The sequence below is a fragment of the Ulvibacter litoralis genome (assembly GCF_900102055.1).
Lineage (GTDB): Bacteria > Bacteroidota > Bacteroidia > Flavobacteriales > Flavobacteriaceae > Ulvibacter > Ulvibacter litoralis.
Window position 1 is genome coordinate 297,415 of the sequence record NZ_FNBA01000002.1, and the last position, 22,480, is coordinate 319,894.

Consider the following 22,480-nt stretch of genomic DNA (forward strand, 5'->3'; position numbering starts at 1 on the left):
GTTTATGTTATTTTTTCTGTGGTATAAATCTTTTTATTATTGATAAGCTCAAGGATTGTTTGAGCGACATCTTTAAATGTATTTAAGTCTTCTTCAGGAATTGATTCCTTTACAACTTCATCAAAACGTAAGACTACTTTTTTTGAAAAGTCTCTCATTTCTTTTCCGAAGGGAGTTAAATGAATCAAAACACCTCGGCCGTCTAAAGGATTTGGCTTTCGCTCTATAAGTCCTTTTTCTTCCATTATTTTTAAGGTACGTGATAGGCTTGTAGCTTCCATTCCCATTTTTGGGCCTAATGCTGTTGAAGGTGTACCTTCTTCAGGATCGATACTAATTAAAGCAAAACCAGTTGCCATTGTGCTACCTTCTTTACTAGCTTCTTCGTTGTACATTTTCATGACACTCATCCAAGTCGTGCGCAGTACATAATCTATCGTTTTTTCTTTCAATGAAGTTTTCGTTTTCTATCAGAAAATCAAAGTTACGAAAAAATACTATGCACGCATAGTAAATAGTGGTATATTTTTATGATTGAATGTTAAGAAATTGGTTTTAATGATATAAACAAAAAAAGAGCCTTAGTTGGAAGGCTCTTTTTTTTATTTAAAGTATGGTATAAAGGTGAAGTTTATCCTCTTCCATATAGCTTTTCATACAAATCTTTGTACATCGTCTTTATAACTTTACGTTTCGCTTTCATGGTGGGAGTAAGTTGTCCGCCTTCAATACTCCAAACATCTGGTGTTAATTGAAAGGTTTTTACTTTTTCCCATTTTCCAAATTTCTCATTGTGAATATCAATTTCCTTTTGGATACGTGCAATTAGTTCTTCATTTTTAATCGCTTCTTTTGGGTCGGTCGGAATGTTCTTTCCTTTTTTCTCAGACCATGAAGCAACAAATTCCCATGACGGCTGAATTAGCGCAGCGGGCATTTTTTCACCTTCACCTACAACAAGAATCTGCTCAATGAAGTGTGATTGCTTCATTTCATTTTCAATGAGTTGAGGCGCTACATATTTTCCACCACTGGTTTTAAACATGGATTTTTTACGATCGGTAATTTTTAAGAAACCGTCGCTATCTACTTCTCCAATATCTCCTGTGTGGAAATAGCCATTTTTAAGAACTTCTTCGGTTTGTTCTTTATCTTTATAGTAACCCATCATTACTTGTGGGCCTTTGATTAAGATTTCTCCGTCTTCTGCAATTTTAATTTCAGTCTCTGGCAATGCTTTTCCAACAGTTCCAATTCTGAAACCTCCATTGCGCATATCGTTTACAGATACTACGGGAGATGTTTCAGTAAGACCATATCCTTCCATTACTGGGCAACCTGCAGCATTAAATACACGAGCCAGACGTGGTTGTAACGCAGCACTTCCAGATGCGATGGCTTTTAAGTTGCCTCCTAAGGCTTCTTGCCATTTGCTAAATATAAGTTTACGGGCAATTTTCAGTTTAAATTCATAAAAAGCCCCGTTTTGACCATACGGTTCCCATTGTAATCCAAGCTCAACAGCCCAGAAAAACAATTTCTTTTTAATACCCGTTAAATCGGTTCCTTTCGCAATAATTTTATCGTACACTTTTTCAAGTAAACGTGGTACGGCACTCATAACATCTGGTTGCACCTCTTTTAAATTATCACTTATAGTTTCTAAGCTTTCAGCAAAATGAATGCTTGTTCCGCAGTATTGGTACATGTACAATAACATACGTTCGTAAATATGACATACTGGTAGAAAACTTAAAGCTTTCGAATTTCCTAAATCTATTGGCAATCTAGTTTCACTAAATATTGCATTACTCGCAATGTTTTTGTGCGAAAGCATTACTCCTTTAGGTCTTCCTGTTGTACCAGAGGTATAAATAAGGGTTGCTAAGTCATTTTCAGTTACCGCTTCTTTACGTGCTTCAACATCTTCTTGGTTGCTTTCGTCGGCACCTAGTTCTAAAACGTCGGTCCAGTTTGAACAACCGTCTATTTTCTCGAAACAATACACACCTTTTAAAGAAGGTACGTTTCCTTTTATTTTATTTACTTTTTCGAATACTTCTTGACAAGAAACAAAACAGTATTTTGATTCACTGTGATTTAAAACGTATTCGTAATCTTCTTCTGAAATGGTTGGGTAAATTGGCACATCTTGCGCACCTGTTTGAAGAATTCCAATATCACAAATATTCCATTCAGTTCTATTGGTCATCGAAATAATAGCGACTTTATCATTAGCCTCAACTCCTAAACGAAGTAACCCTCGACTAATAGCATTTGCTTTGTCTAGATATTCTTGTGTAGATGTTCCTACCCATTTGCCCTCAATTTTTGTTACTAATGCATTTGCTTGAGGATATTTTTCTAATTGGTAGTATGGGAAGTCAAAAAGTCGTTTTACGTCTGTCATATTATGTATTATTGTAGGAGGTGCAAATTATGAATTTTTTTTTAGATTTTGTAAGAAATAAAAAAAGGAGCTGTTGAAAGCTCCTTTTAAAATTACATAATATTTTGATATATTCTTATTAAAATGATTACTTGTTTTGTAATCCAATGATTTATTCGATGTTAAAATCAGAATCTGAAAAAAGATCTATTTTTCTTCTAACCATTGCTTTGCATTTACAAATCCTTCTAGCCAAGGGGAAACTTCATCGTTTCTATGACTTGGATAATTTGCCCAATTCCACTGAAAAGTAGAGCGCTCAATATGAGGCATCATTGCTAAATGTCGTCCTGTTTTATCACAAAGCATCGCAACATTATAATCACTGCCATTTGGGTTTGCAGGATAGCCTTCATGACCGTACTTCGCAACAATATTGTATTGATTCTCAGGCATTGGAAGGTCAAACTTTCCTTCTCCGTGACTAATCCATACTCCTAAAGTACTTCCTACAAGGCTAGATAGCATCACACTGTTATTTTCTTGAATTTTCACACTTGTAAAGCCACTTTCGTGTTTTTGAGAAACATTATGCTTCATTTTCGCCAACTTTTCGTGCTCAGGATTAATTAGGTCTAATTCTAAAAATAACTGACATCCATTGCAAATTCCGACCGATAATGTGTCTTCTCTCGCAAAGAAGTTTTTCAAGGCGGTATTAGCTTTTTCATTGTATAAAAATGCACCAGCCCAACCTTTTGCCGAACCTAATACATCACTGTTAGAGAAACCTCCAACAGCACCAATAAATTGAATGTCTTCTAACGTTTCTCTTCCTTCAATTAAATCGGTCATGTGTACATCTTTCACATCAAAACCAGCGAGATACATCGCATTTGCCATTTCACGTTCGCTATTACTTCCTTTTTCACGAATGATCGCTGCTTTGATTTTGCGTTCTTTTACTACAGGTAATTTCCCTGTAAAGTGCTTCGGAAAGTGATACGTTAACGACTGATTTTTATAGTTTTTGAAACGTTCTTCTGCCATTCCATTAGCGGTTTGCTTTTGGTCTAATAAATAAGACGTTTTAAACCATGTATCGCGCATTTCAGGAATACTGAAACTAATATCTTCTTGTGTATGCTTCAGTTGAAGCGATTCAGTTTCAGTAACAGTTCCTAGTTTTACGAAGGTAATGTTTGCTTCTGAAAGCGTTTTCTCTACAACAGCATCTTCCGAAGCCTGTAGTACAACACCACAATTTTCAGCAAATAAAGTTGCTACAAGATCGTCGCCTAGTTCTGAAAGATCTAAGTTCGCTCCCAAATTAGTATCTGCGAAACACATTTCTAATAGGGTCGTGATTAATCCTCCTGAAGCGATATCGTGACCTGCGGCGATTTTATTTTTAGAAATTAAACGCTGTAGGGTATTGAATACCGTTTTTACATACTTCGCACTTTTCACCGTTGGCGCATCCGAACCAATCGTGTTAAGCACTTGTGCAAACGAAGAACCTCCTAATTTTGGAGTGTCTTGAGAGATATTTAGGTAGTAGATGCTTCCTTTGTCTTTTTGAAGGGTTGGTTCTACTACTTTTTTAATGTCGTTGCAATGTCCTGCTGCCGAAATAATAACAGTACCTGGAGAGATTACTTCTTCATTCTTGTATTTCTGCTTCATAGAAAGGGAATCCTTTCCAGTAGGGACATTAATTCCTAAATCGATTGCAAATTCGCTAATTGCTTCTACAGCTTTGTACAAACGTGCATCTTCTCCTTTATTATTACAAGGCCACATCCAGTTTGCAGATAACGAAAGACTTTCTAAACCTTTGTCTAACGGTGCCCAAACAATATTGGTAAGTGATTCGGTGATAGAATTTCGAGAACCCGCTACAGGATCAATCAAACCAGAAATAGGGGAGTGCCCAATTGAAGTTGCAATACCTTCTTTTCCGTTATAATCTAACGCCATTACACCACAATTATTAAGGGGTAATTGCAACGGACCTGTACATTGTTGTTTGGCAACGCGGCCGCCCACACAGCGGTCAACTTTATTTGTTAACCAGTCTTTACAAGCTACCGCTTCTAATTGTAATACCTGACTTACATAGTTTTTTACTTCGGAAAGTGTATAGGTTGCATTTTTATAGTTTCGGTTAACAGTAACGTCTGTCATTACTGTTTTTGGAGAACTACCAAACATATCTTCTAAGGCAAAATCCATTGGTTTTTCGCCTGTTGTTTTACTTTGAAATGTAAATTTATGATCGCCAGTTACAGCACCTACTTCATACATTGGAGAACGTTCACGGTCTGCAATTCGTTGTAGATGTGCTATGTCTTTTTCGCCAATTACCAGTCCCATTCGCTCTTGCGATTCGTTTCCGATAATTTCTTTTGCTGAAAGTGTAGGGTCTCCGACAGGTAATTTATCTAGGTCGATAAGTCCGCCAGTATCTTCCACCAATTCACTCAAACAGTTTAGGTGTCCGCCAGCTCCGTGATCGTGAATAGACACAATCGGATTGTGATCGCCTTCGACCATAGAACGGATGGCGTTGGCAGCTCTTTTTTGCATTTCTGGATTCGAACGTTGAATGGCATTTAATTCAATTCCGCTAGAAAACTCACCTGTATCGGCAGATGATACCGCAGCACCCCCCATTCCAATTCGGTAGTTTTCACCTCCTAGAATTACAATTTTATCACCCGTTTGAGGGGTGTCTTTTAAAGCTTGTTCTGCCTTTCCGTAACCAATACCTCCAGCTAACATAATTACTTTGTCGAACCCTAATTTTCGGGCTTCAGAATCGGTAAGTGCATCAACAGCTTCATTGTGTTCAAACGTAAGAACCGAACCTGTAATTAAGGGTTGTCCAAATTTGTTTCCAAAATCGGAAGCCCCATTACTTGCTTTTATTAAAATATCCAGCGGTGTTTGGTACAGCCAATCGCGTGCTTCCATGGCTTTTTCCCATGGGCGATTTTCTTCTAAGCGAGAATAAGATGTCATATACACAGCAGTTCCTGCCAAAGGAAGAGATCCTTTTCCACCTGCAAGACGATCTCTAATTTCTCCACCACTTCCAGTTGCAGCCCCGTTAAAAGGCTCTACCGTTGTTGGGAAATTGTGTGTTTCTGCTTTTATTGAAATTACACTGTCAAATTCTGAAGTTTCATAAAAGTCAGGTTTGTCTTGTGTTTTAGGTGCAAACTGAGTGGCTTTTGGCCCTTTTACGAAGGCAACATTGTCTTTGTATGCTGAAACGATATCGTTGGGATTCGCTTCTGATGTCTTTTTAATTAATTTGAACAAAGAAGAAGGCATTTCTTTGCCGTCAATTTGAAAAGTCCCGTTAAATATTTTGTGACGACAATGCTCGCTATTCGCTTGACTAAACCCAAACACTTCACTATCGGTAAGTTTTCGGCCTAGCTTGGTAGCAAGGTCTTCCAAATAAACAACTTCTTCGGCATTTAAAGCCAAACCTTCTTGCTCGTTATACAACCCAATATTGTCGATTTCACGAATGGCTTCTGGCTGAATATCAATCGTAAAAATATGTTGATCTAATTGCGAATACTTTTGCGAAAGCATCGGATCGAAGGTTTTCGAACTTACAGTTGCATTGGTAAACTCCTCAATTCGAAGAATTCCAGTAACGCCCATATTCTGTGTAATCTCAACAGCATTGGTACTCCAAGGCGTAATCATTACAGCTCTTGGCCCAATAAAAAAATCCGTCCCGATGGTGATCGGAGCGGATGTTTCTATTTTAGGTTGGTTGCCAAACAACCACGCTAATTTTTGTATGTTAGTTTCTGAAATTTCTTCGTGCGTTTGGACAGCAAAAACAGTGTTTTTTACGTCTCCAAAAAAGTGAATCATTCGTTAAAGAATTTGAAGGTTTTTAAAGATGCAAAGATAGCTAATTTTAGCTTACGTTACTACATCATTCAAATTCTTACAAAATAGATTTATTAACTTTTTTTGCTAATAACTTACTACTTATTGTACAATTAGTTTTTGAGTCCCCTTTTTTTCAGAATTTGCGACTTCAATTACATAGATTCCGCTATTAAGGTTCGACACATCAATAGCTTCAGAAGTAGTGATGTTATCTTCAATAATCAATCTTCCTGAAATGTCATAAATACTATAAGTTTCTGGAATAAATTCTGAAGTTGTTTCAATCCAAACTTTTTCCGAAGTAGGATTTGGGTAGATGCTAACTGAAGCTAATTCATTTTCAGCAACACCAGCAATTCCCCAGCGATCTTCAGCAATAGGTCCTCCCCATATAATCGTCGCTAAGTACGGGTTATCAATAAAAGGATTTCGGTTTCCGTAGGCAGTTTCTAAATATGGATTGCGTTGGTCTTCGTAATCGTTTACTTGATCTTCTGCATTCCATTGCAATAAAATTTGAAGCATATCGGTGCTTCCTTGTGTTGCGCCAACAGCATTTAAAGATGGTAAGCAACGATCTCCATAACGTGTGTACATGTACATTAACATACGAGCAACATCTCCTTTCCATTCGTCTCCAGGATACCAATTTCCACTACCAACGTCTCCAGCAGTACCCGAGCCAGCAGCAAAACTTTTGTTTCCTTTGTTGTTATTCATTTGTTGGTCGCTAGGGCGTAAATTGTGCGGGTCTGCAGCAATTCCAGTGCTTCCATTGTTTACACTTCCCATGGTTGGATTTGCGTTAGAACGTGCAAAAACGTGCTCTCTATTGTATTCGCATGACGTTCCTCCAAAATCATCCTTGTCACGACTTCTATCTGTCGTACAACTTCCTGTATCGTCATACCCATAAATTAATAAAACATTGTTTGTATTATTAGGATCTTCATCTGTTATTTTCATAGTATCACGAACATCTCCATAGTTAAATGAACTGCTCGCATTATCTATTTTAGATTGTAGCTCAAAATAGAGATCTTGCCCTGTTAATGTAATGTCTACATCGTTATAATAGGGTTGTTGTGAAAATGCTACAAAAGATATAAGTAGCAAAAGAAGCGTAGTTTTTTTCATTTTTCGTTATTCTTTTTTTTGTAATAGTGCTATATAAAATCCATCGAATCCCGATTTACTTGGGAGTATTTTTTCATCCTTGGTTAAGGTGAACTCTTCACCAGCTTCTCTTTTTAAGAATGTTTTTACTTGTTTTTCATTTTCCGAAGGTAAAATAGAACAAGTTGCATAAACCAACTGCCCTCCAGGTTTTACCATTCGAGAATACGAATCGATAATTTCTGCTTGTGTCTCTTTAATCGTTTCTAAAAACTCAGGACGTAATTTCCACTTCGCATCTGGGTTTCTTTTTAAAACTCCTAATCCAGAACAAGGAGCGTCAATTAAAACCTTGTCTGCTTTCCCAAGTAATTTTTTAATCACTTTAGTAGAATCAATCACACGAGTTTCAATGTTATGAATCCCGTTGCGACGTGCTCTTCTTTTAAGCTCTATTAGTTTATTTCCATAAATATCCATCGATATTACTTGTCCTTTATTTTCCATTAAGGATGCAATATGCAATGTTTTTCCACCCGCACCTGCACAAGCATCTACAACGCGCATTCCGGGTCTAGGGTCTAGTATTTGTGCTACTTTTTGAGAAGAAGCATCTTGTACTTCAAACCATCCATTTTTAAAAGCTTCCGTACTAAATACATTGGCTCTTTCAATTAAACGTAAAGCGTGCGGATGACCTTTTACAGTTTCCGTTTTAATTTCGGCTTCTTCTAAGTGTTCTTTTACTTGTTGAACGGTGGCTTTTAGAGGGTTTACACGAAGTACTACGGAAGCTTGCTTGTTTAACGCTGCAAGTTCAGTGTCCCATTTCTTTCCTAATTCTTTTTCGCCTAACTCGTCCAACCAATCTGGAATCGATTCGCGAAGTTTTCTAATTTTTGAATATTCATCAAAACGTCCTTTAATACGACGTGTTGGTGTTGCTTCAAATTGAGGCCAATCAGGAATAGTAATACCATTTAAGGTTGCCCAAACGGCAAACATTCGGAATAAGTTAGGTCGGTCAAAATGCTCGTTTACATCTGCAATTTCAGCATATAAACGTTTCCAACGTACAATATCGTAGGTGGTTTCAGCAATAAAGCTTCTATCACGTGCTCCCCAACGCTTATCTCTTTTAAGCGTATCTCTTAATACCTTGTCGGCTTGTTTGTTATCGTTAAAAATTAGATTCAGTGAATCTATTGTTGCAAATACCAGATTACGGTGTAATTTCATTGATTTTAAATTGAATAACACCTTATTATATAGGTAGGTGTTTGAAGCTGCAAAGGTATTACAATACAAAGGAATAGTTTTGTTACTTTTGACAAAAATTTTTATGCGATATTTTCTTTCCCTTTTAAGTGTCTTTTTCTTGATTTCGTGTGTGTCTAAAACGGCTCCCGATTTTAAAACGGTTACAATAACTCCTGTATTTACCGACAGTTTGAGTATTAGAGCTATTGTGCCTATAGACGAAACGAGTGTTTGGTTTGCTGCAAATGCAGGTAAGGTGGGTCTTATCGATGGAGCGACACCTAAACTTGCTACAATTAAATATCAAGATTCATTGCTACATTTTAGAGCGATAGCAAAGACACAAAGTGCTGTTTTTGTTTTAAGTATCGCAAATCCTGCAGTGTTGTACAAAATAGGCGTGAGTGGAAAAGATGCAACCAATATTGAAGAGGTTTACGTAGAAGAAGGTGAAAATGTGTTTTACGATTCGATTAAGTTTTTTAACGATACGGACGGAATTGCAATGGGTGACCCTACCGAAGGATGTCTTTCAATTATAACAACTACCGACGGCGGAAATACATGGAATAAAATTTCATGTGATGATTTGCCAGAAATTACCAAAGGAGAAGCTGCTTTTGCTGCCAGTAATTCGAATATTTCAATTGTCGATACCCATGTTTGGATTGCAACAGGAGGGAAGCGCGCCCGCGTATTTCATTCAGCTGACAAAGGTGTTACGTGGGAAGTTTTTAATACTCCGATAGTACAAGGAAAAACGATGACAGGAATTTATAGCATTGCTTTTTTTGATGCACAAATAGGTGTTGTTTTTGGTGGTGATTGGGAAAATAAAGAATTCAATGAAGGCAATAAAGCAATTACACACGACGGAGGAAAAACATGGAACTTACTCAGCAATGGAAAAGGACCGGGTTATCGTTCGTCGGTGAAGTTTGTGCCTAATACCAAAGGGCAAGGGCTAGTCGCAGTAGGTTCGCCAGGGATTTCATATAGTGATGACCAAGGCGAGTCTTGGAAAGAACTATCTTCAGAAGGTTTTTATGCGATCGAATTTGTAAACGATACCCTCGCATTTGCTTCAGGACCCAATAAAATTTCGAAATTAGTCTTTAAGAAATAACCGTTTACTTGTTACTCTTTTTGTGGTTTCGATAGCGATCTAATAGCTTTTTCTTAAAATCTTCTTCTACTTTACGAAGTTTGATAATTTTCTTTGGAGAAATAATTTTCCGTAAATTTTTGGTTAAATCCTCTCGTAGTTGAAGGGAAGTAGCTTCTAATTGATACGCTTTATCAATAAGAGCATTTGCTTCTTCATCGGTTAAATTGTCGATACCGGCTTTAAATTTCTCGAAAATTTCTCGGCGTTCTGCTTTTCTAATGTCATGCAATTTGTTGTCAAAATCGTTATAAACAGGCCAGAACTTTTCAGCTTCAGCAGTCGATAGTTCTAGTTCTGAAGTGATGTAAGCTGTTTTTAAAGCTTTTATTTTTTCGTGCTTTCCGCTTTGGGCGTGGAGTCCCATACTTAGTAAAAAGAACGCTAGGAATATATTTTTCATTTTTATTGTATTAATAAAGTTTCTTCATTTATATGATCTAAAAGGTATTCTTTTAGATTTTCTTCGGAAAACAGTTCGTCTTCGTAAGATAGGTTGTCAATATCATCGTCAGTTAATAACGAAACAACATCGTACGAGTCAATCGCAAGATTTCCATCGTCTATATAAGTGTCAACAGCTGCAAATTGAAGCTTGTTAACTTGATCTGAAACACTTTCTTTCTGATTTACTAACGAGAATACCAAGATAAAACAAGCCGCAATTGCAGCCACATATGCCAATGTTTGTTTTCTAAATAACGGAAGCACTTTTGGTTCTTTAACGAGTGTTTCTTCTTTTACTTCTGAAACAACTACTTTAGCCATGATATCTTCTTCTAACGAATCAAAATAGCCCTCTGGAGTCTTAAAGCCCGTTTTTTTAGGGAGTTCGTCTGAAGCTATTTTGGCAAATAAATCATCTTCAAAAGAATCAAAGTATCCTTCTGGAGTTTTAAAGCCGTGTATGTTTTTAGTATTCTTCACAATAATATGACTGTTAAAAGATTAAAAGGTTTCATTGTTCTTTACATAGGCAGTAATTTTTTTTACTGCAAGGTGATAGCTACTTTTTAGTCCGCCCACCGTAATATCTAAGATTTCTGAAAGTTCTTCGTAGGTATGATCTTCAAAGTACTTCATCGAAAAAATAAGTTGCTGTTGTTGTGGAAGTGTTGCAATTGCTTTCTGAAGCTGAAGCTGAATGGCATCTCCTTCAAAATAAACATCAGATGCTAAGTTTGCGATTGCTTTGTCTTTAACAGCTTCAATTGTGATGTTTCCTCTTTTTGCTTTCTTATTGATAAATGTGATCGCTTCATTGGTTGCAATGCGAAACATCCAAGTATAAAGTTTACTGTCTGCTTTAAAATTATCTATATTTTTAAAAATTTTTATAAAGGTATTCTGAAGTACATCGTCTGTGTCGTCGTGATCCAATACTATTTTGCGTATCTGCCAATACAAACGTTCTTTGTATTGGGATACTAAGGATCGGAATGCTGCCTCTTTTTCATCTTTTGATTGAAGAGCATCTATTAATTCAATTTCACTAACCACGAATCAATTCATTTTAATACTATGACTAATTTACTATTAAAAGGTTTAACCTGCTAGTATATTTATTTTGAGTGCATAAGAAGCTGGTAAAATCGATAAAATGCATTTTTTTCCGATAAAGTAGGAATTTATTTTTTTTGTAGGAAAATAATTACTATTTTTGACATGTACTATTTAATGAACGCTTTCTCAAACAGCAAAGCATTTAATAGGATTATACTAAAAACGGGCTTAAGCGGGGGCTAGCCCGTTTTTTTATACGCTAAATCGAACGAAAAAAAAGAATCGACATTTTGTAGGAAAATAAAAATAATTTACTATCAAAAATCGATAAAAAGCATTAAATAAAGATTAAAAGCAAAATGTATTTGGTAGTTATCTGAAACTTAGATATATTTGAATCATTATAACTTACTTATGTTAAACGTATTACCACGAGCCCCAATTGTGGTGATACAGACTTAAAAGGAGCGGAGCCCCAACCGCTCTTTTTTTATGCTCTATTTTGAAGGTTTTCTTATGAGAGTGATTGCATTTCTACAAGGCTGTAATACATTCCTTTTTTAGCAAGTAATTCTTGATGTTTTCCTTGTTCTACAATTTTACCTTTGGCTAAAACAACTATCATGTCTGCATTTTGAATGGTAGAAAGTCTATGTGCAATGACAATGGATGTACGATTTTTCATCATATTCTCTAAAGCATCTTGAACTAAACGTTCACTTTCCGTGTCTAAAGCAGACGTAGCTTCGTCTAAAATCATAATCGGTGGATTTTTAAGTACCGCACGCGCAATACTTAAACGTTGTTTTTGTCCACCACTTAGCTTGTTTCCACTATCACCAATGTTTGTATCGATTCCTAGCGGTAAACCTTCAACAAACTCCCAAGCATTAGCTACTTTAAGGGCTTCAATAATTTCCTCATTGGTAGCATCTTCTTTGGCAACTTTTAGATTTCCTTTTACAGTATCATTAAATAGAATAGAATCTTGAGTAACGAGGCCTAACAAGCTACGTAATGATTTTTGCGTCATGTCTTTAATATTGACACCGTCAATAATGATAGCACCTTTGTTAACGTCGTAAAAACGCGTTACAAGATTTGCAATGGTACTTTTACCGCTTCCACTTTGTCCTACCAACGCAACTGTGTGTCCTTTGGGAACATTTAGTGTAAACTCATCCAATACCCATTCGTCTTCGTATTTAAACGAAATGTTTTCAATATTTACATTTTGAGTAAAGCCTTCTTTTTCAATAGCATCTGGAGCGTCTTTAATAGAAGATTCCGTTTCTAGAATCTCTAATACACGTTCGGCTGCCGAGTTTCCTTTCTTTACATTATAACTTGCCTTACTAATCGCTTTGGCAGGAGTAAGAATGTTATAGGCAAGCCCCATATATATAATGAAGGATTCTGGGGGTAATGTTTTTTCAATTAAAACCATAGATCCACCATACCATAATAATATGGAAATGGTTACAATTCCTAAAAACTCACTAGTTGGAGAAGCAAGATTCTGACGGTTTAAAAGTATGTTCGAAAATTTGAAGAAACGTTGTGTTGAATCTTCAAAACGTTTGTTGAATATTTTTTCAGCATTAAATCCTTTAATAATTTTAAGTCCGCCAAGTGTTTCTTCTAAAATAGATAAGAAGAATCCTTGTTCCTGTTGTACTTTATCACTGTGTCTCTTTAGGCTTTTTCCAATTCTCGAAATAATAAAACCCGACAACGGAATGAAAATAAAAACAAATAAAGTAAGCTTCGGGCTAATTGCTAGCATGGCGATAATGGTAAATAAAATCATTAATGGCTCACGAACAATTAATTCTAAAATTGAAAGGAAAGAATGTTGTATTTCTAATACATCACTAGTGATACGTGCGATGGTATCTCCCTTGCGTTTTTCAGAATAGAAGGAAACAGGAAGATCAATCGTTTTTTTGTAAAGATCATTACGTAAGTCTTTTAAAACCCCATTCCGAAGAAATGTAATAAAAAACATCGCTAAATACCCAAATAGGTTTTTTAGTAAAAATGTACCTATCACCAAAGCAATCATGATCATCAAGGTATCTAATTCGCCCGACTCAGCAATAGATTTGTTAGCGTAGTAATTGGTGTAATCTTCAAAATAGTCCCCAATTTTCATCAATCCTTGAAAGCTTGGTTTTGCAACCACTTTTTCAGTGTTTCCAAAAAGTACTTTCAGCATTGGCATTAGAGAGACAAAAGCTAGTGTTCCAAATAATGCGTAAAAAATATTGGAAATAATATTGAGCCACGCATAGCTTTTATATGGAATCGCATAGCGAAGTATTTTTTTAAAGTAGTTCATTCGTTGTGGAGCTTACCCCAAATTTAAATGTGAAATGATATTCTCTATTTTTTTCTGAAGCGGAGCTTCTTCGGCACCATTAACAGAAATATAAAACTTTATTTTAGGTTCGGTACCGCTAGGACGCGCTGCAATTTTACTTCCGTCTTCGGTGTAGTAAATTAACACATTCGACTTCGGAATGTTAAGTGGTTCAGAAACACCTTTAAGTACATTAATAGCAGTATTTGCATCGTAATCTTCAATTCGAATTACAGGGCTTCCAGCAATTTCTGTGTACGGATTCTCACGTAGATTTTTCATTATTTCTGAAATCTCTTCAGCACCTTTCTTTCCTTTTTTAACCAACGAAATTAGATGTTCTTTGTAGAACCCAGTTTGTGCATAAATCTCCTGAAGGTATTCGTAAATACTACTGTCAGCTTCTTTTTGTTGAGCTGCAATTTCGCAAGCGAGTAGGGTAGCGGTTACTGCATCTTTATCGCGAACGAAACCACCAACCATATAACCAAAGCTTTCTTCACCACCGCCCACAAATTCGAGTTCTGGGAAGTCTTTTACCATTTTGGCGATCCATTTAAAACCTGTTAAGCCTTCTTTATAGATGACACCAAACTGCGTTGCAATTTTCTCAATCATTGGTGTAGAAACAATGGTAGAAGCTATAAATTGGTTTCCTGTAAGTTTATGTTGTTTTTTGTATTGCTGTAGTAAAAAGTATGTTTTTACAGCCATTGCTTGGTTTCCGTTCAAGAGAACCATTTTTCCTTCTGCATCTCGAACTGCAATTCCGAGGCGATCACAATCAGGGTCGGTACCAATTACAATATCTGCATTGGTTTCTTCCGCCAATTCTAATGCCATCTTAAGCGCAGCAGGTTCTTCAGGGTTTGGAGAAGCTACAGTTGGAAAATCACCATCAGGAATCGCTTGATCTGCCACTAAGGATACATTTTTATATCCAGCTTGTTCCAGTACCTTCGGAACCATAGTAATAGACGTTCCGTGGAGGGACGTAAACACTATTTTTAAATTATCTTTTGCTTCTTGCGAAGTATTAAAACTTCCGTTTTTGATGGAAGCTTCCGCAAAGGCATTGTCAACTTCGGTATCTATTAATTGGATAAGCGCTTCGTTTGCTTCAAATTTGATGTCTGTGTATTCTAAGGCATTAATTTCAGCAATAATTTCAGCATCTTGTGGCGGTACTAATTGTCCACCATCTTCCCAATATACTTTGTATCCGTTGTATTCTGGCGGATTGTGAGAGGCTGTAAGTACAATTCCGCATTGACAACCTAAATGTTTTACCGCAAAAGAAAGTTCGGGAGTTGGGCGTAATTCAGAAAATAAAAACACTTCAATTCCATTGGCCGAAAATACATCGGCAACCAGTTTTGCTAATTCTTTACTATTGTGTCTGCAATCGTAGGCAATTGCTACTTTGCACGTTGTATTTGGAAATTGTTTTTTTAGGTAATTGGAAATTCCTTGGGTGTTTTTACCTAAGGTATATTTGTTGATTCGGTTGTCTCCAACGCCCATAACACCACGCATACCACCCGTTCCGAACGCTAAATTTTTATAAAAACTATCTTCCAATCCTTCGGGATCGTGCGCAATCATTTCCTTAATGGTATGTTGCGTTTGTTCGTCAAAAAAAGGAGTAAGCCATTTATTAAGGCGTTCTAAAATTTTAGGGTCTACGTGAATCATTCTTTGGTATTAGTGGTTTTTTGCGCAAAATATAGACGCAAAAATAACGAAACTTACTCTTTTTGAGTAACGTTTAACCGCTCTTTAATAATGTAGTTTTTAGCATCTTTCTTGCTTCTTAGGATTAATTCGCCTAAAAAACCAGCTAAAAATAATTGCGATCCTAAAATCATTGCGGTTAATGCAATGTAAAATTGTGGTCGCTCAGTGATTAATCTGCCGTAGGGGTTAATAAACAACTTGTCGATTCCTAGATAAATAGCAAGGCAAAAGCCTATAAATAAGGTGACAGCTCCCCAGGCTCCAAAAAGGTGCATGGGACGTTTTCCGAAACGGGAAAGAAACCAAATGGTAATTAAGTCTAAAAAGCCTCTTACAAAACGTTCTGCTCCAAATTTTGTCGTTCCGTATTTGCGGGCTTGATGCTGTACTACTTTTTCGCCAATATTACTAAAACCTGCATTTTTAGCAAGTACAGGGATGTAACGATGCATGTCTCCCGTTACTTCAATCGTTTTTACCACTTCACTTTTGTAGGCTTTGAGGCCACAGTTAAAGTCGTTTAACGAGACACCAGATGTTTTTCTAGCGGCAAAATTGAATAGTTTTGAAGGTAAATTTTTACTGAGTACAGAATCGTAGCGTTTCTTTTTCCAACCGGAAACAAGATCGTACCCATCTTTTACAATCATGTTATATAACTCAGGGATTTCTTCAGGGTTGTCCTGTAAGTCGGCATCCATGGTAATTACAACATCTCCTTTGGTTACCGCAAAACCTGCATGCAGCGCTTGTGACTTTCCGAAGTTTTTCAAAAAGCAAATTCCTTTTACCTCTGTATGCTCTTTTGAAAGGGCTTCAATAAGCTCCCAAGAAGTATCGGTGCTTCCATCGTCGATAAAAATCAACTCATATAAAAAACCATTGGATTGCATAACTTTTGCAATCCAATGGTATAATTCGTTTATTGACTCTTCCTCATTGAGTAGAGGAATAACGATAGATAAATTCATTTAGTAGTTTAGATAGTTGGACGATTGTTTTTCATTACAAGTCCTGAAATTAATGCAATAATAAATCCGAAGAAAAGAGAGGCAATAATACCTATTGCAACCATAATTCCTGGGCTCATCATTTTTTCTGCCATACCAAGTCCCATTTCCATTTGCTCTTCGGTCATGTTTGGATTTTGCTCGATCATTTTAACGCGAGACGCTTCTAACATATTGACCACAAAATCGGGTTCGATTATTGTAACAAATATATAGGTAAAGATAGAACCTATAATTCCAGCAATTAATGCAATGGCCAATCCAGTTTTCAGTGCTTCCGCAAGAGATAAAAATCCGTCGTTGTCTTTTTTAAATGTTTTAATTCCGTAAACAATAGCGGCAATTGTTGCGGCGAAGTTTAATACACTTTGCCACCAAGGCTGTTCGTACGTCATTCCTGTAGCATAGACGATTACAGAGACGAAGATGGTTGCTAATGCTAAAACAATCCCATAGGGAATAGCGATTTTTTTTACAGATGCGGTTTGTGTTTCCATATTTATTATTTTTGGTTTGGCTAGTTAGTAAACAAAGATAGCAAAACGTTACATAATCTTTGTGGAGAGTTTCATCTTTTGTGTACGAAAGGGTAGTAATAGCTTCGTTTTACGCGATTAAACGAGCATTATTTTTCGATCTGTATCTTTTCAGAATAAAAAAATGAAATAAATTATTGCAAGTATGTAATTAATACTTAAATTTGCACCCTCAATCCTTGAATTATGGGAGCGACAATTTAAAACATAGATACAATGAAAAAAGGAATCCATCCTGAAAATTATAGATTAGTAGCATTTAAAGACATGTCTAACGAAGACGTTTTTATTACTAAATCTACCGCTAATACAAAGGAAACTTTAGAAGTAGATGGCGTTGAGTACCCATTAGTAAAAATGGAGATCTCTAGAACATCTCACCCATTTTATACTGGTAAATCTAAACTTATCGATACTGCAGGACGTATTGACAAGTTCAAAACGAAATACGCGAAATTTAAAAAATAAATTTCGATTGCCTAAAAAGTTGCAACAAGTAACTTTTGGGAAACAACTACTAAAGCCTTCGAGAAATCGTAGGCTTTTTTTTGTGGCAACCTATCTTGCACCAAAACTTCTTTAGTATCTTTAACGCTCAAAGTATCAATTAAAATTACGTAGATGAATTACATTCTTTTTGACGGAACAGTTCGAAACCAATTATTACCCTTCACATTTACACGCCCAGTTGCCGATATTCGTGTTGGGATTTTGACCATTCGTGAAAAATGGGAGCGATTGTTAGGTTCTACAACCACTACAGTTACCGAAGAGTATCTTTCAGAAAAATATCCAATGGTCGAGTTGGAGCAAAATGTACTTATTAATGCTTCTTTTCTTCCTTCGGAAAATTTAGTACAGCTCATTAAAAAGCTTTCAGAAAATCAAGCTATTTTTTATAAAGACGAGCCACTTGCCTTTTTTTCTACGGAAGATCAAGAAATCGATTTTGATACTTTTGATGTTGTTGAGTATACGCAGGACGATGTGCTTCGCATTGAGCATACTTGGGATTTATTTTCAAAAAATGCGGAAGCCATTCAAAGAGATTTTGAAATGCTAACGGAAGGAAGGGAATCGCAACCCATTCCTGAATATACAGTCGCTTTTCACAAAGAAAATATATTTATAGAAGAGGGTGCAAAACTACCTTTATGTTCTCTTAACGCTACAGATGGCCCAATTTATATTGGTAAAGATGCCGAAATTATGGAAGGTGCCATGATTCGCGGACCTTTTGCACTCTGCGAACATGCAACCGTAAAAATGGGCGCTAAAATCTACGGTGGAACAACTATTGGACCGCATAGTAAAGTAGGTGGAGAAGTCAGTAATTCTGTGATTTTTGGCTTTTCAAACAAAGGGCACGATGGTTTCTTGGGGAATTCGGTATTGGGAGAGTGGTGTAATTTAGGTGCCGATTCCAATAACTCGAACCTTAAAAATAACTATGCAGAAGTACGTCTTTGGGATTATGAAACAGAAGGTTTTGCGCGAACAGGCTTGCAATTTTGTGGACTTATGATGGGAGATCACAGTAAATGCGGAATTAACACCATGTTTAATACAGGAACTGTGGTTGGAGTGAGTTCAAATATCTTCGGAAGCGGATTTCCACGTAATTTTGTTCCTAGTTTTAGTTGGGGTGGAAGCGCTGGAATGACAACCTATTTAACCAAAAAAGCATTTGAAGTTGCAAAAGTGGTTATGTCTAGACGCGCGCTCGAATTTACAGAAGTTGATGCGAATATCTTAACTCATATTTTTGAAGAAACGGCCAAGTGGCGCAGAGATTAAGCTAATTTACATTTAAATAGTCGGAGCTAAGTATAAATTTGAATATGGAAGGCGCAGCTAGAATAATGAGCAGCACGATAATCGAAGTTATGAGGATAAGAAGCTTCTTTTTGCGTTTTTGAAGTGCTTTTTCTTTAAAGACTTTTTTCTGAAAAGCCGCGTACTCATACGTTTTCATTTCTTTATGGTCTTCAAAGGTGCCAAATGTACTATTGAAAGACTGATTTTTATCAAATGGAGTTTCTCGTTTTCGTACAAATAGTTTATGTCCTGCCCGTGTTCCTGTGCTTTTATACTTCATAGGCTTTTATTTATTAGACGGGGAGTAAAGCGTTCTGTTACAATTTAAGTTAAAGTAATCGAACCCTTATTTTGCTTTCTTCACACGTTTTAATACCAAAAAGTTCTGCGGATTACTACCCAAACCGCTTACTTTTTTATTCACAAAACGTACTGCCATATCGTAAAACAAAGGTACTACAGGAGCTTCTTGTATTACAATTGAATCCATTTGGGTGTATAAAGCTTTTCGATCATCAATGTTAGAAATTCCTTGTGCTTTTACATATAAACTATCGAAAGTCTCATTTTTAAAGTGTGTGTAGTTGGGGCCGTCGGGTGTAAAGTTCGGACTGTAAAACAACGATAAGTAATTTTCGGCATCAGGATAATCTGCCACCCAGCTAGCGCGAAATATGTCCAATTCGCCCGTAGATTTCATTTGGCGAAGCGTAGAAGGTGGCATTACATCTATGGTAACCTTAATGCCAATTTTTTCAAGTTCTCGTTGTATAAATTCGCATAAATCTAAATACTGACTGTTGGTTCCGATGTTTATTTCTGGAGTTGCATCGCCCGTTTCTTGTGTGTATTGCGCAATTAGCTCGCGTGCTTTTTCGGGTTGGTACGAATAGCCATCAATGGCTTCGAACCCTGGTAATCCCTTCGGAATAAAGCCGTTTACAGCTGGAATTCCCATGCCATTTCTAAGGTAAGTAACCATTTTCACGCGATCAAAACCGTAATTAATAGCTTGTCGAAGTGTTTTTGAAGTAATCTCTGGCGATTCTGTATCTAAAAAAAAACCTAAGTATTCTGTGTTCAAGAAAGGACCTGTGTTTAGCTGAAGCTTGTCTTTGTATTTTTCTTGTAGCTTTCCGTGGGTGGTTACCAATTCGTCTTTATACGAACTGTCAAGTCCTGAGATAAAATCAATTTTCCCTTGTACAAGCTGTAAAAACTCACTTTGCTTGTCGGGTAAAAATGTAACAGCCACCGCTTCTAAGTACGGAAGTTGGTTTCCTTGTTCGTCTTTTTCAAAGTACAACGGATTTTTCCGAAGCACTAATTTTACATTTTCTTCCCATAATTTAAACTGAAAAGGACCAGTTCCTACCGGATTTCTTCGGAATTCACTACCGTAATGAGTAACGGCTTCTTGAGCAACCACCGAGCAATAGCGCATGGAAAGTAACCCTAAAAAAGGAGGGAAAGGCTGTTTAAGCTGAATGGTAAATGTCGTGTCATTTTCGGCACGATAGCTATGTACGTTCTGAAGCACCCAACTTCCTGAAGAAGCGACCTTCTCGTCGAGCAAGCGATCAAAACTATAGGTAAAATCGGAAGCGACTACCGTACGAGTAGAATCTTGAGAATTGACGGCAAATACTTTGTTTTTATGAAAATACACATCGTTACGAAGTGTGAATGTATAGGTGTTTGTGGTGTCGTTTACCGTCCAACTTTTTGCAATATCGGGTTGTATGTTTAGTGCATCGTCCAATTGTACCAATCCATTGTACAATTGATTGGTAGGCCAAATACTTTGCGGATTCCGAGCAAAGGCAGGATCTAGAGTAGGGATATTGCTGTGTTCGTTATATCTAAAAATTAAGTGATCTTTATTTTTAGTTGCTTCAGTTTCGCACGAATAGAAGCTAAAAATGACACTAATTATAAATAAAAAAGAAAGATGTTTTTGTATCAAAATATATGGTTTGCTAACTACATACGAATATATTGGTTTAAATCTTCTTTCTGAAACTTTTAAAGACCATCTGCTTATTTTTGAGGGATAAAATTGCAATTATAAAAGATGCCTTTTTGAAATTTGAACAATTGACACCTTTGTTTTTCTATAAGTTATTATTTATGAGAGTTTTAATGTTGTGTAGCTAATTCTTCTAGAGTTGAAAGAACCAAATATAGTTTGTACTTTTGCAAGCCTTTTAATACGCCCATGAATACAACAAAAAAAGTCGCTTTTTATACTTTAGGATGTAAACTTAATTTTAGTGAAACATCGACCATTGCTCGTAACTTTAACGAGGAGGGTTTTGATCGTGTCGATTTTTCTGAAAAAGCAGATATCTATGTAATTAATACGTGTAGTGTTACTGAAAATGCTGACAAACGTTTTAAAACCATTGTAAAGCAAGCGCAAAAGGCAAATCCAGATGCATTTGTAGCTGCAGTGGGATGTTATGCGCAACTGAAGCCACAAGAGTTGGCAGACGTTCATGGTGTTGACTTAGTATTAGGAGCTACTGAAAAATTTAAAATCACCGATTATATCAACGACCTTTCAAAAAATGATTTTGGCGAGGTTCATAGTTGTGAGATTGAAGATGCCGACTTTTACGTCGGTTCGTATTCGATTGGTGATCGTACGCGTGCGTTTTTGAAAGTTCAAGATGGTTGCGATTATAAATGTACGTATTGTACCATTCCATTGGCACGTGGAATTTCGAGAAGTGATGCGTTGGAAAGTGTTTTGAAAAATGCTGCGGAAATTTCCAAACAAGATATTAAAGAGATTGTATTAACAGGAGTTAATATTGGTGACTACGGAAAGGGAGAGTTCGGGAATAAAAAACACGAACACACCTTTTTTGAACTTTGTGAAGCGTTGGATACCGTTCCTGGAATTGAACGTTTACGAATTTCTTCTATAGAGCCCAATTTACTGAAAAATGAAACCATCGATTTTGTGTCGAAATCAAGAACGTTTGTACCTCATTTTCATATTCCGTTGCAGAGTGGGAGCAATGCCATTCTGAAACTGATGCGTCGTAGGTACATGCGTGAATTGTATACTGAGCGGGTAGCAAAAATTAAAGAAGTGATGCCACATGCGTGTATTGGTGTGGATGTTATTGTCGGTTTTCCTGGAGAAACGGAAGAACATTTCTTAGAAACGTTTCATTTTTTAATTGAAATGGACATTTCATATTTGCATGTTTTTACGTATTCTGAACGTGATAATACGCCAGCTGCTACGATGGAAGGTGCTGTTGCTGCGAATGTGCGAAGAAAACGTAGTAAAATGCTTCGAGGCTTATCGGTTAAAAAACGCCGTGCCTTTTATGAAAGTCAGTTAGGTAGTGAACGTACCGTTTTGTTTGAAAGTGAAAACAAACAGGGATATATCCACGGATTTACTGAAAATTACGTGAAAGTAAAAACTCCTTGGAATCCTGCGTTGGTAAACACATTACAGACCGTTTCACTTACCGAAATAGATGAGGATGGTTTGGTGCGCTTTGCTTTTGTTGAAGCTCCTGTAATCTCGCGTTAGGGATTGCAGCGGCATCCTCTATATTGCTTTTTTCGAGCAATGTAGAGATATAGCGTAACGCCCGACCCTTTCGCTCTGCCAGCGGCAGAATGAAAGGGAAACGCCCT

General features: G+C 36.7%; 18 protein-coding genes. 4 read left to right on the plus strand and 14 right to left on the minus strand.

Annotated elements, in window-relative coordinates; all coding sequences use genetic code 11:
• Window positions 1-2 precede the first annotated feature (2 nt).
• From BLQ00_RS07380 to BLQ00_RS07400, 5 genes are all read right to left on the minus strand, one after another.
• Window positions 3-452 (minus strand): MarR family winged helix-turn-helix transcriptional regulator, encoded by a 450-nt coding sequence (locus tag BLQ00_RS07380; protein WP_093142582.1) that lies wholly within the window; start codon window positions 450-452, stop codon window positions 3-5.
• Between the two features lie 179 nt (window positions 453-631).
• Window positions 632-2,410, minus strand: coding sequence for an AMP-dependent synthetase/ligase (locus BLQ00_RS07385; RefSeq protein ID WP_093142585.1), 1,779 nt, complete (start codon window positions 2,408-2,410; stop codon window positions 632-634).
• A gap of 186 nt (window positions 2,411-2,596) precedes the next feature.
• Window positions 2,597-6,289, minus strand: coding sequence for a phosphoribosylformylglycinamidine synthase (purL, locus tag BLQ00_RS07390; protein WP_093142586.1), 3,693 nt, complete (start codon window positions 6,287-6,289; stop codon window positions 2,597-2,599).
• 120 nt (window positions 6,290-6,409) lie between these two features.
• A complete protein-coding gene (locus BLQ00_RS07395; protein ID WP_093142589.1) occupies window positions 6,410-7,447 on the minus strand; it encodes an endonuclease in 1,038 nt (345 codons plus the stop codon).
• A gap of 6 nt (window positions 7,448-7,453) precedes the next feature.
• A complete protein-coding gene (locus BLQ00_RS07400; RefSeq protein WP_093143914.1) occupies window positions 7,454-8,665 on the minus strand; it encodes an RsmB/NOP family class I SAM-dependent RNA methyltransferase in 1,212 nt (403 codons plus the stop codon).
• Between the two features lie 103 nt (window positions 8,666-8,768).
• Between BLQ00_RS07400 and BLQ00_RS07405 the strand changes: the two genes are divergently transcribed.
• Window positions 8,769-9,812, plus strand: a complete 1,044-nt coding sequence (locus tag BLQ00_RS07405; protein WP_093143916.1) for a sialidase family protein — start codon at window positions 8,769-8,771, stop codon at window positions 9,810-9,812.
• Window positions 9,813-9,816: 4 nt separating this feature from the next.
• On the opposite strand, the gene BLQ00_RS07410 is transcribed toward BLQ00_RS07405, so the two are convergent.
• From BLQ00_RS07410 to BLQ00_RS07440, 7 genes are all read right to left on the minus strand, one after another.
• Window positions 9,817-10,254 (minus strand): hypothetical protein, encoded by a 438-nt coding sequence (locus BLQ00_RS07410; RefSeq protein WP_093142591.1) that lies wholly within the window; start codon window positions 10,252-10,254, stop codon window positions 9,817-9,819.
• A gap of 2 nt (window positions 10,255-10,256) precedes the next feature.
• A complete protein-coding gene (locus tag BLQ00_RS07415) occupies window positions 10,257-10,778 on the minus strand; it encodes a hypothetical protein (RefSeq protein WP_093142594.1) in 522 nt (173 codons plus the stop codon).
• Window positions 10,779-10,799: 21 nt separating this feature from the next.
• The gene (locus BLQ00_RS07420) at window positions 10,800-11,351 is read right to left on the minus strand and encodes an RNA polymerase sigma factor (protein WP_093142596.1); all 552 of its coding nucleotides are present in this window, start codon (window positions 11,349-11,351) and stop codon (window positions 10,800-10,802) included.
• A 517-nt stretch (window positions 11,352-11,868) separates the two neighbouring features.
• Window positions 11,869-13,695 (minus strand): ABC transporter ATP-binding protein, encoded by a 1,827-nt coding sequence (locus BLQ00_RS07425; protein WP_093142599.1) that lies wholly within the window; start codon window positions 13,693-13,695, stop codon window positions 11,869-11,871.
• 12 nt (window positions 13,696-13,707) lie between these two features.
• Window positions 13,708-15,411, minus strand: a complete 1,704-nt coding sequence (locus BLQ00_RS07430; RefSeq protein ID WP_093142603.1) for a phospho-sugar mutase — start codon at window positions 15,409-15,411, stop codon at window positions 13,708-13,710.
• A 53-nt stretch (window positions 15,412-15,464) separates the two neighbouring features.
• A complete protein-coding gene (locus BLQ00_RS07435) occupies window positions 15,465-16,424 on the minus strand; it encodes a glycosyltransferase family 2 protein (protein WP_093142605.1) in 960 nt (319 codons plus the stop codon).
• 8 nt (window positions 16,425-16,432) lie between these two features.
• A complete protein-coding gene (locus tag BLQ00_RS07440) occupies window positions 16,433-16,960 on the minus strand; it encodes a DUF4199 domain-containing protein (RefSeq protein ID WP_093142608.1) in 528 nt (175 codons plus the stop codon).
• 255 nt (window positions 16,961-17,215) lie between these two features.
• Between BLQ00_RS07440 and BLQ00_RS07445 the strand changes: the two genes are divergently transcribed.
• Window positions 17,216-17,467 carry a type B 50S ribosomal protein L31 gene (locus BLQ00_RS07445; protein ID WP_093142610.1) on the plus strand — a complete coding sequence of 84 codons (252 nt, stop codon included), beginning with the start codon at window positions 17,216-17,218 and terminating at the stop codon, window positions 17,465-17,467.
• Window positions 17,468-17,620: 153 nt separating this feature from the next.
• Window positions 17,621-18,796: a GlmU family protein gene (locus BLQ00_RS07450; RefSeq protein ID WP_093142612.1), complete on the plus strand. Its 1,176-nt coding sequence runs from the start codon at window positions 17,621-17,623 to the stop codon at window positions 18,794-18,796.
• Window position 18,797: 1 nt separating this feature from the next.
• On the opposite strand, the gene BLQ00_RS07455 is transcribed toward BLQ00_RS07450, so the two are convergent.
• Both BLQ00_RS07455 and BLQ00_RS07460 read right to left on the minus strand, forming a co-directional pair.
• Window positions 18,798-19,097 carry a hypothetical protein gene (locus BLQ00_RS07455; protein ID WP_093142614.1) on the minus strand — a complete coding sequence of 100 codons (300 nt, stop codon included), beginning with the start codon at window positions 19,095-19,097 and terminating at the stop codon, window positions 18,798-18,800.
• A 66-nt stretch (window positions 19,098-19,163) separates the two neighbouring features.
• Window positions 19,164-20,780, minus strand: coding sequence for an ABC transporter substrate-binding protein (locus BLQ00_RS07460; RefSeq protein ID WP_093143919.1), 1,617 nt, complete (start codon window positions 20,778-20,780; stop codon window positions 19,164-19,166).
• A 255-nt stretch (window positions 20,781-21,035) separates the two neighbouring features.
• Between BLQ00_RS07460 and mtaB the strand changes: the two genes are divergently transcribed.
• Window positions 21,036-22,373, plus strand: a complete 1,338-nt coding sequence (gene mtaB / locus BLQ00_RS07465; protein WP_093142617.1) for a tRNA (N(6)-L-threonylcarbamoyladenosine(37)-C(2))-methylthiotransferase MtaB — start codon at window positions 21,036-21,038, stop codon at window positions 22,371-22,373.
• Window positions 22,374-22,480: the final 107 nt, after the last annotated feature.

Bases quoted from the DNA above. Each gene is read 5' to 3' on its own strand.
- BLQ00_RS07445 (WP_093142610.1), top strand. From the start codon at position 17,216: ATGAAAAAAGGAATCCATCCTGAAAATTATAGATTAGTAGCATTTAAA.
- BLQ00_RS07425 (WP_093142599.1), bottom strand. From the start codon at position 13,695: ATGAACTACTTTAAAAAAATACTTCGCTATGCGATTCCATATAAAAGC.
- BLQ00_RS07410 (WP_093142591.1), bottom strand. From the start codon at position 10,254: ATGAAAAATATATTCCTAGCGTTCTTTTTACTAAGTATGGGACTCCAC.
- BLQ00_RS07405 (WP_093143916.1), top strand. From the start codon at position 8,769: ATGCGATATTTTCTTTCCCTTTTAAGTGTCTTTTTCTTGATTTCGTGT.
- BLQ00_RS07450 (WP_093142612.1), top strand. From the start codon at position 17,621: ATGAATTACATTCTTTTTGACGGAACAGTTCGAAACCAATTATTACCC.
- purL (WP_093142586.1), bottom strand. From the start codon at position 6,289: ATGATTCACTTTTTTGGAGACGTAAAAAACACTGTTTTTGCTGTCCAA.
- BLQ00_RS07430 (WP_093142603.1), bottom strand. From the start codon at position 15,411: ATGATTCACGTAGACCCTAAAATTTTAGAACGCCTTAATAAATGGCTT.
- BLQ00_RS07400 (WP_093143914.1), bottom strand. From the start codon at position 8,665: ATGAAATTACACCGTAATCTGGTATTTGCAACAATAGATTCACTGAAT.
- BLQ00_RS07385 (WP_093142585.1), bottom strand. From the start codon at position 2,410: ATGACAGACGTAAAACGACTTTTTGACTTCCCATACTACCAATTAGAA.
- mtaB (WP_093142617.1), top strand. From the start codon at position 21,036: ATGAATACAACAAAAAAAGTCGCTTTTTATACTTTAGGATGTAAACTT.
- BLQ00_RS07440 (WP_093142608.1), bottom strand. From the start codon at position 16,960: ATGGAAACACAAACCGCATCTGTAAAAAAAATCGCTATTCCCTATGGG.
- BLQ00_RS07455 (WP_093142614.1), bottom strand. From the start codon at position 19,097: ATGAAGTATAAAAGCACAGGAACACGGGCAGGACATAAACTATTTGTA.
- BLQ00_RS07435 (WP_093142605.1), bottom strand. From the start codon at position 16,424: ATGAATTTATCTATCGTTATTCCTCTACTCAATGAGGAAGAGTCAATA.
- BLQ00_RS07395 (WP_093142589.1), bottom strand. From the start codon at position 7,447: ATGAAAAAAACTACGCTTCTTTTGCTACTTATATCTTTTGTAGCATTT.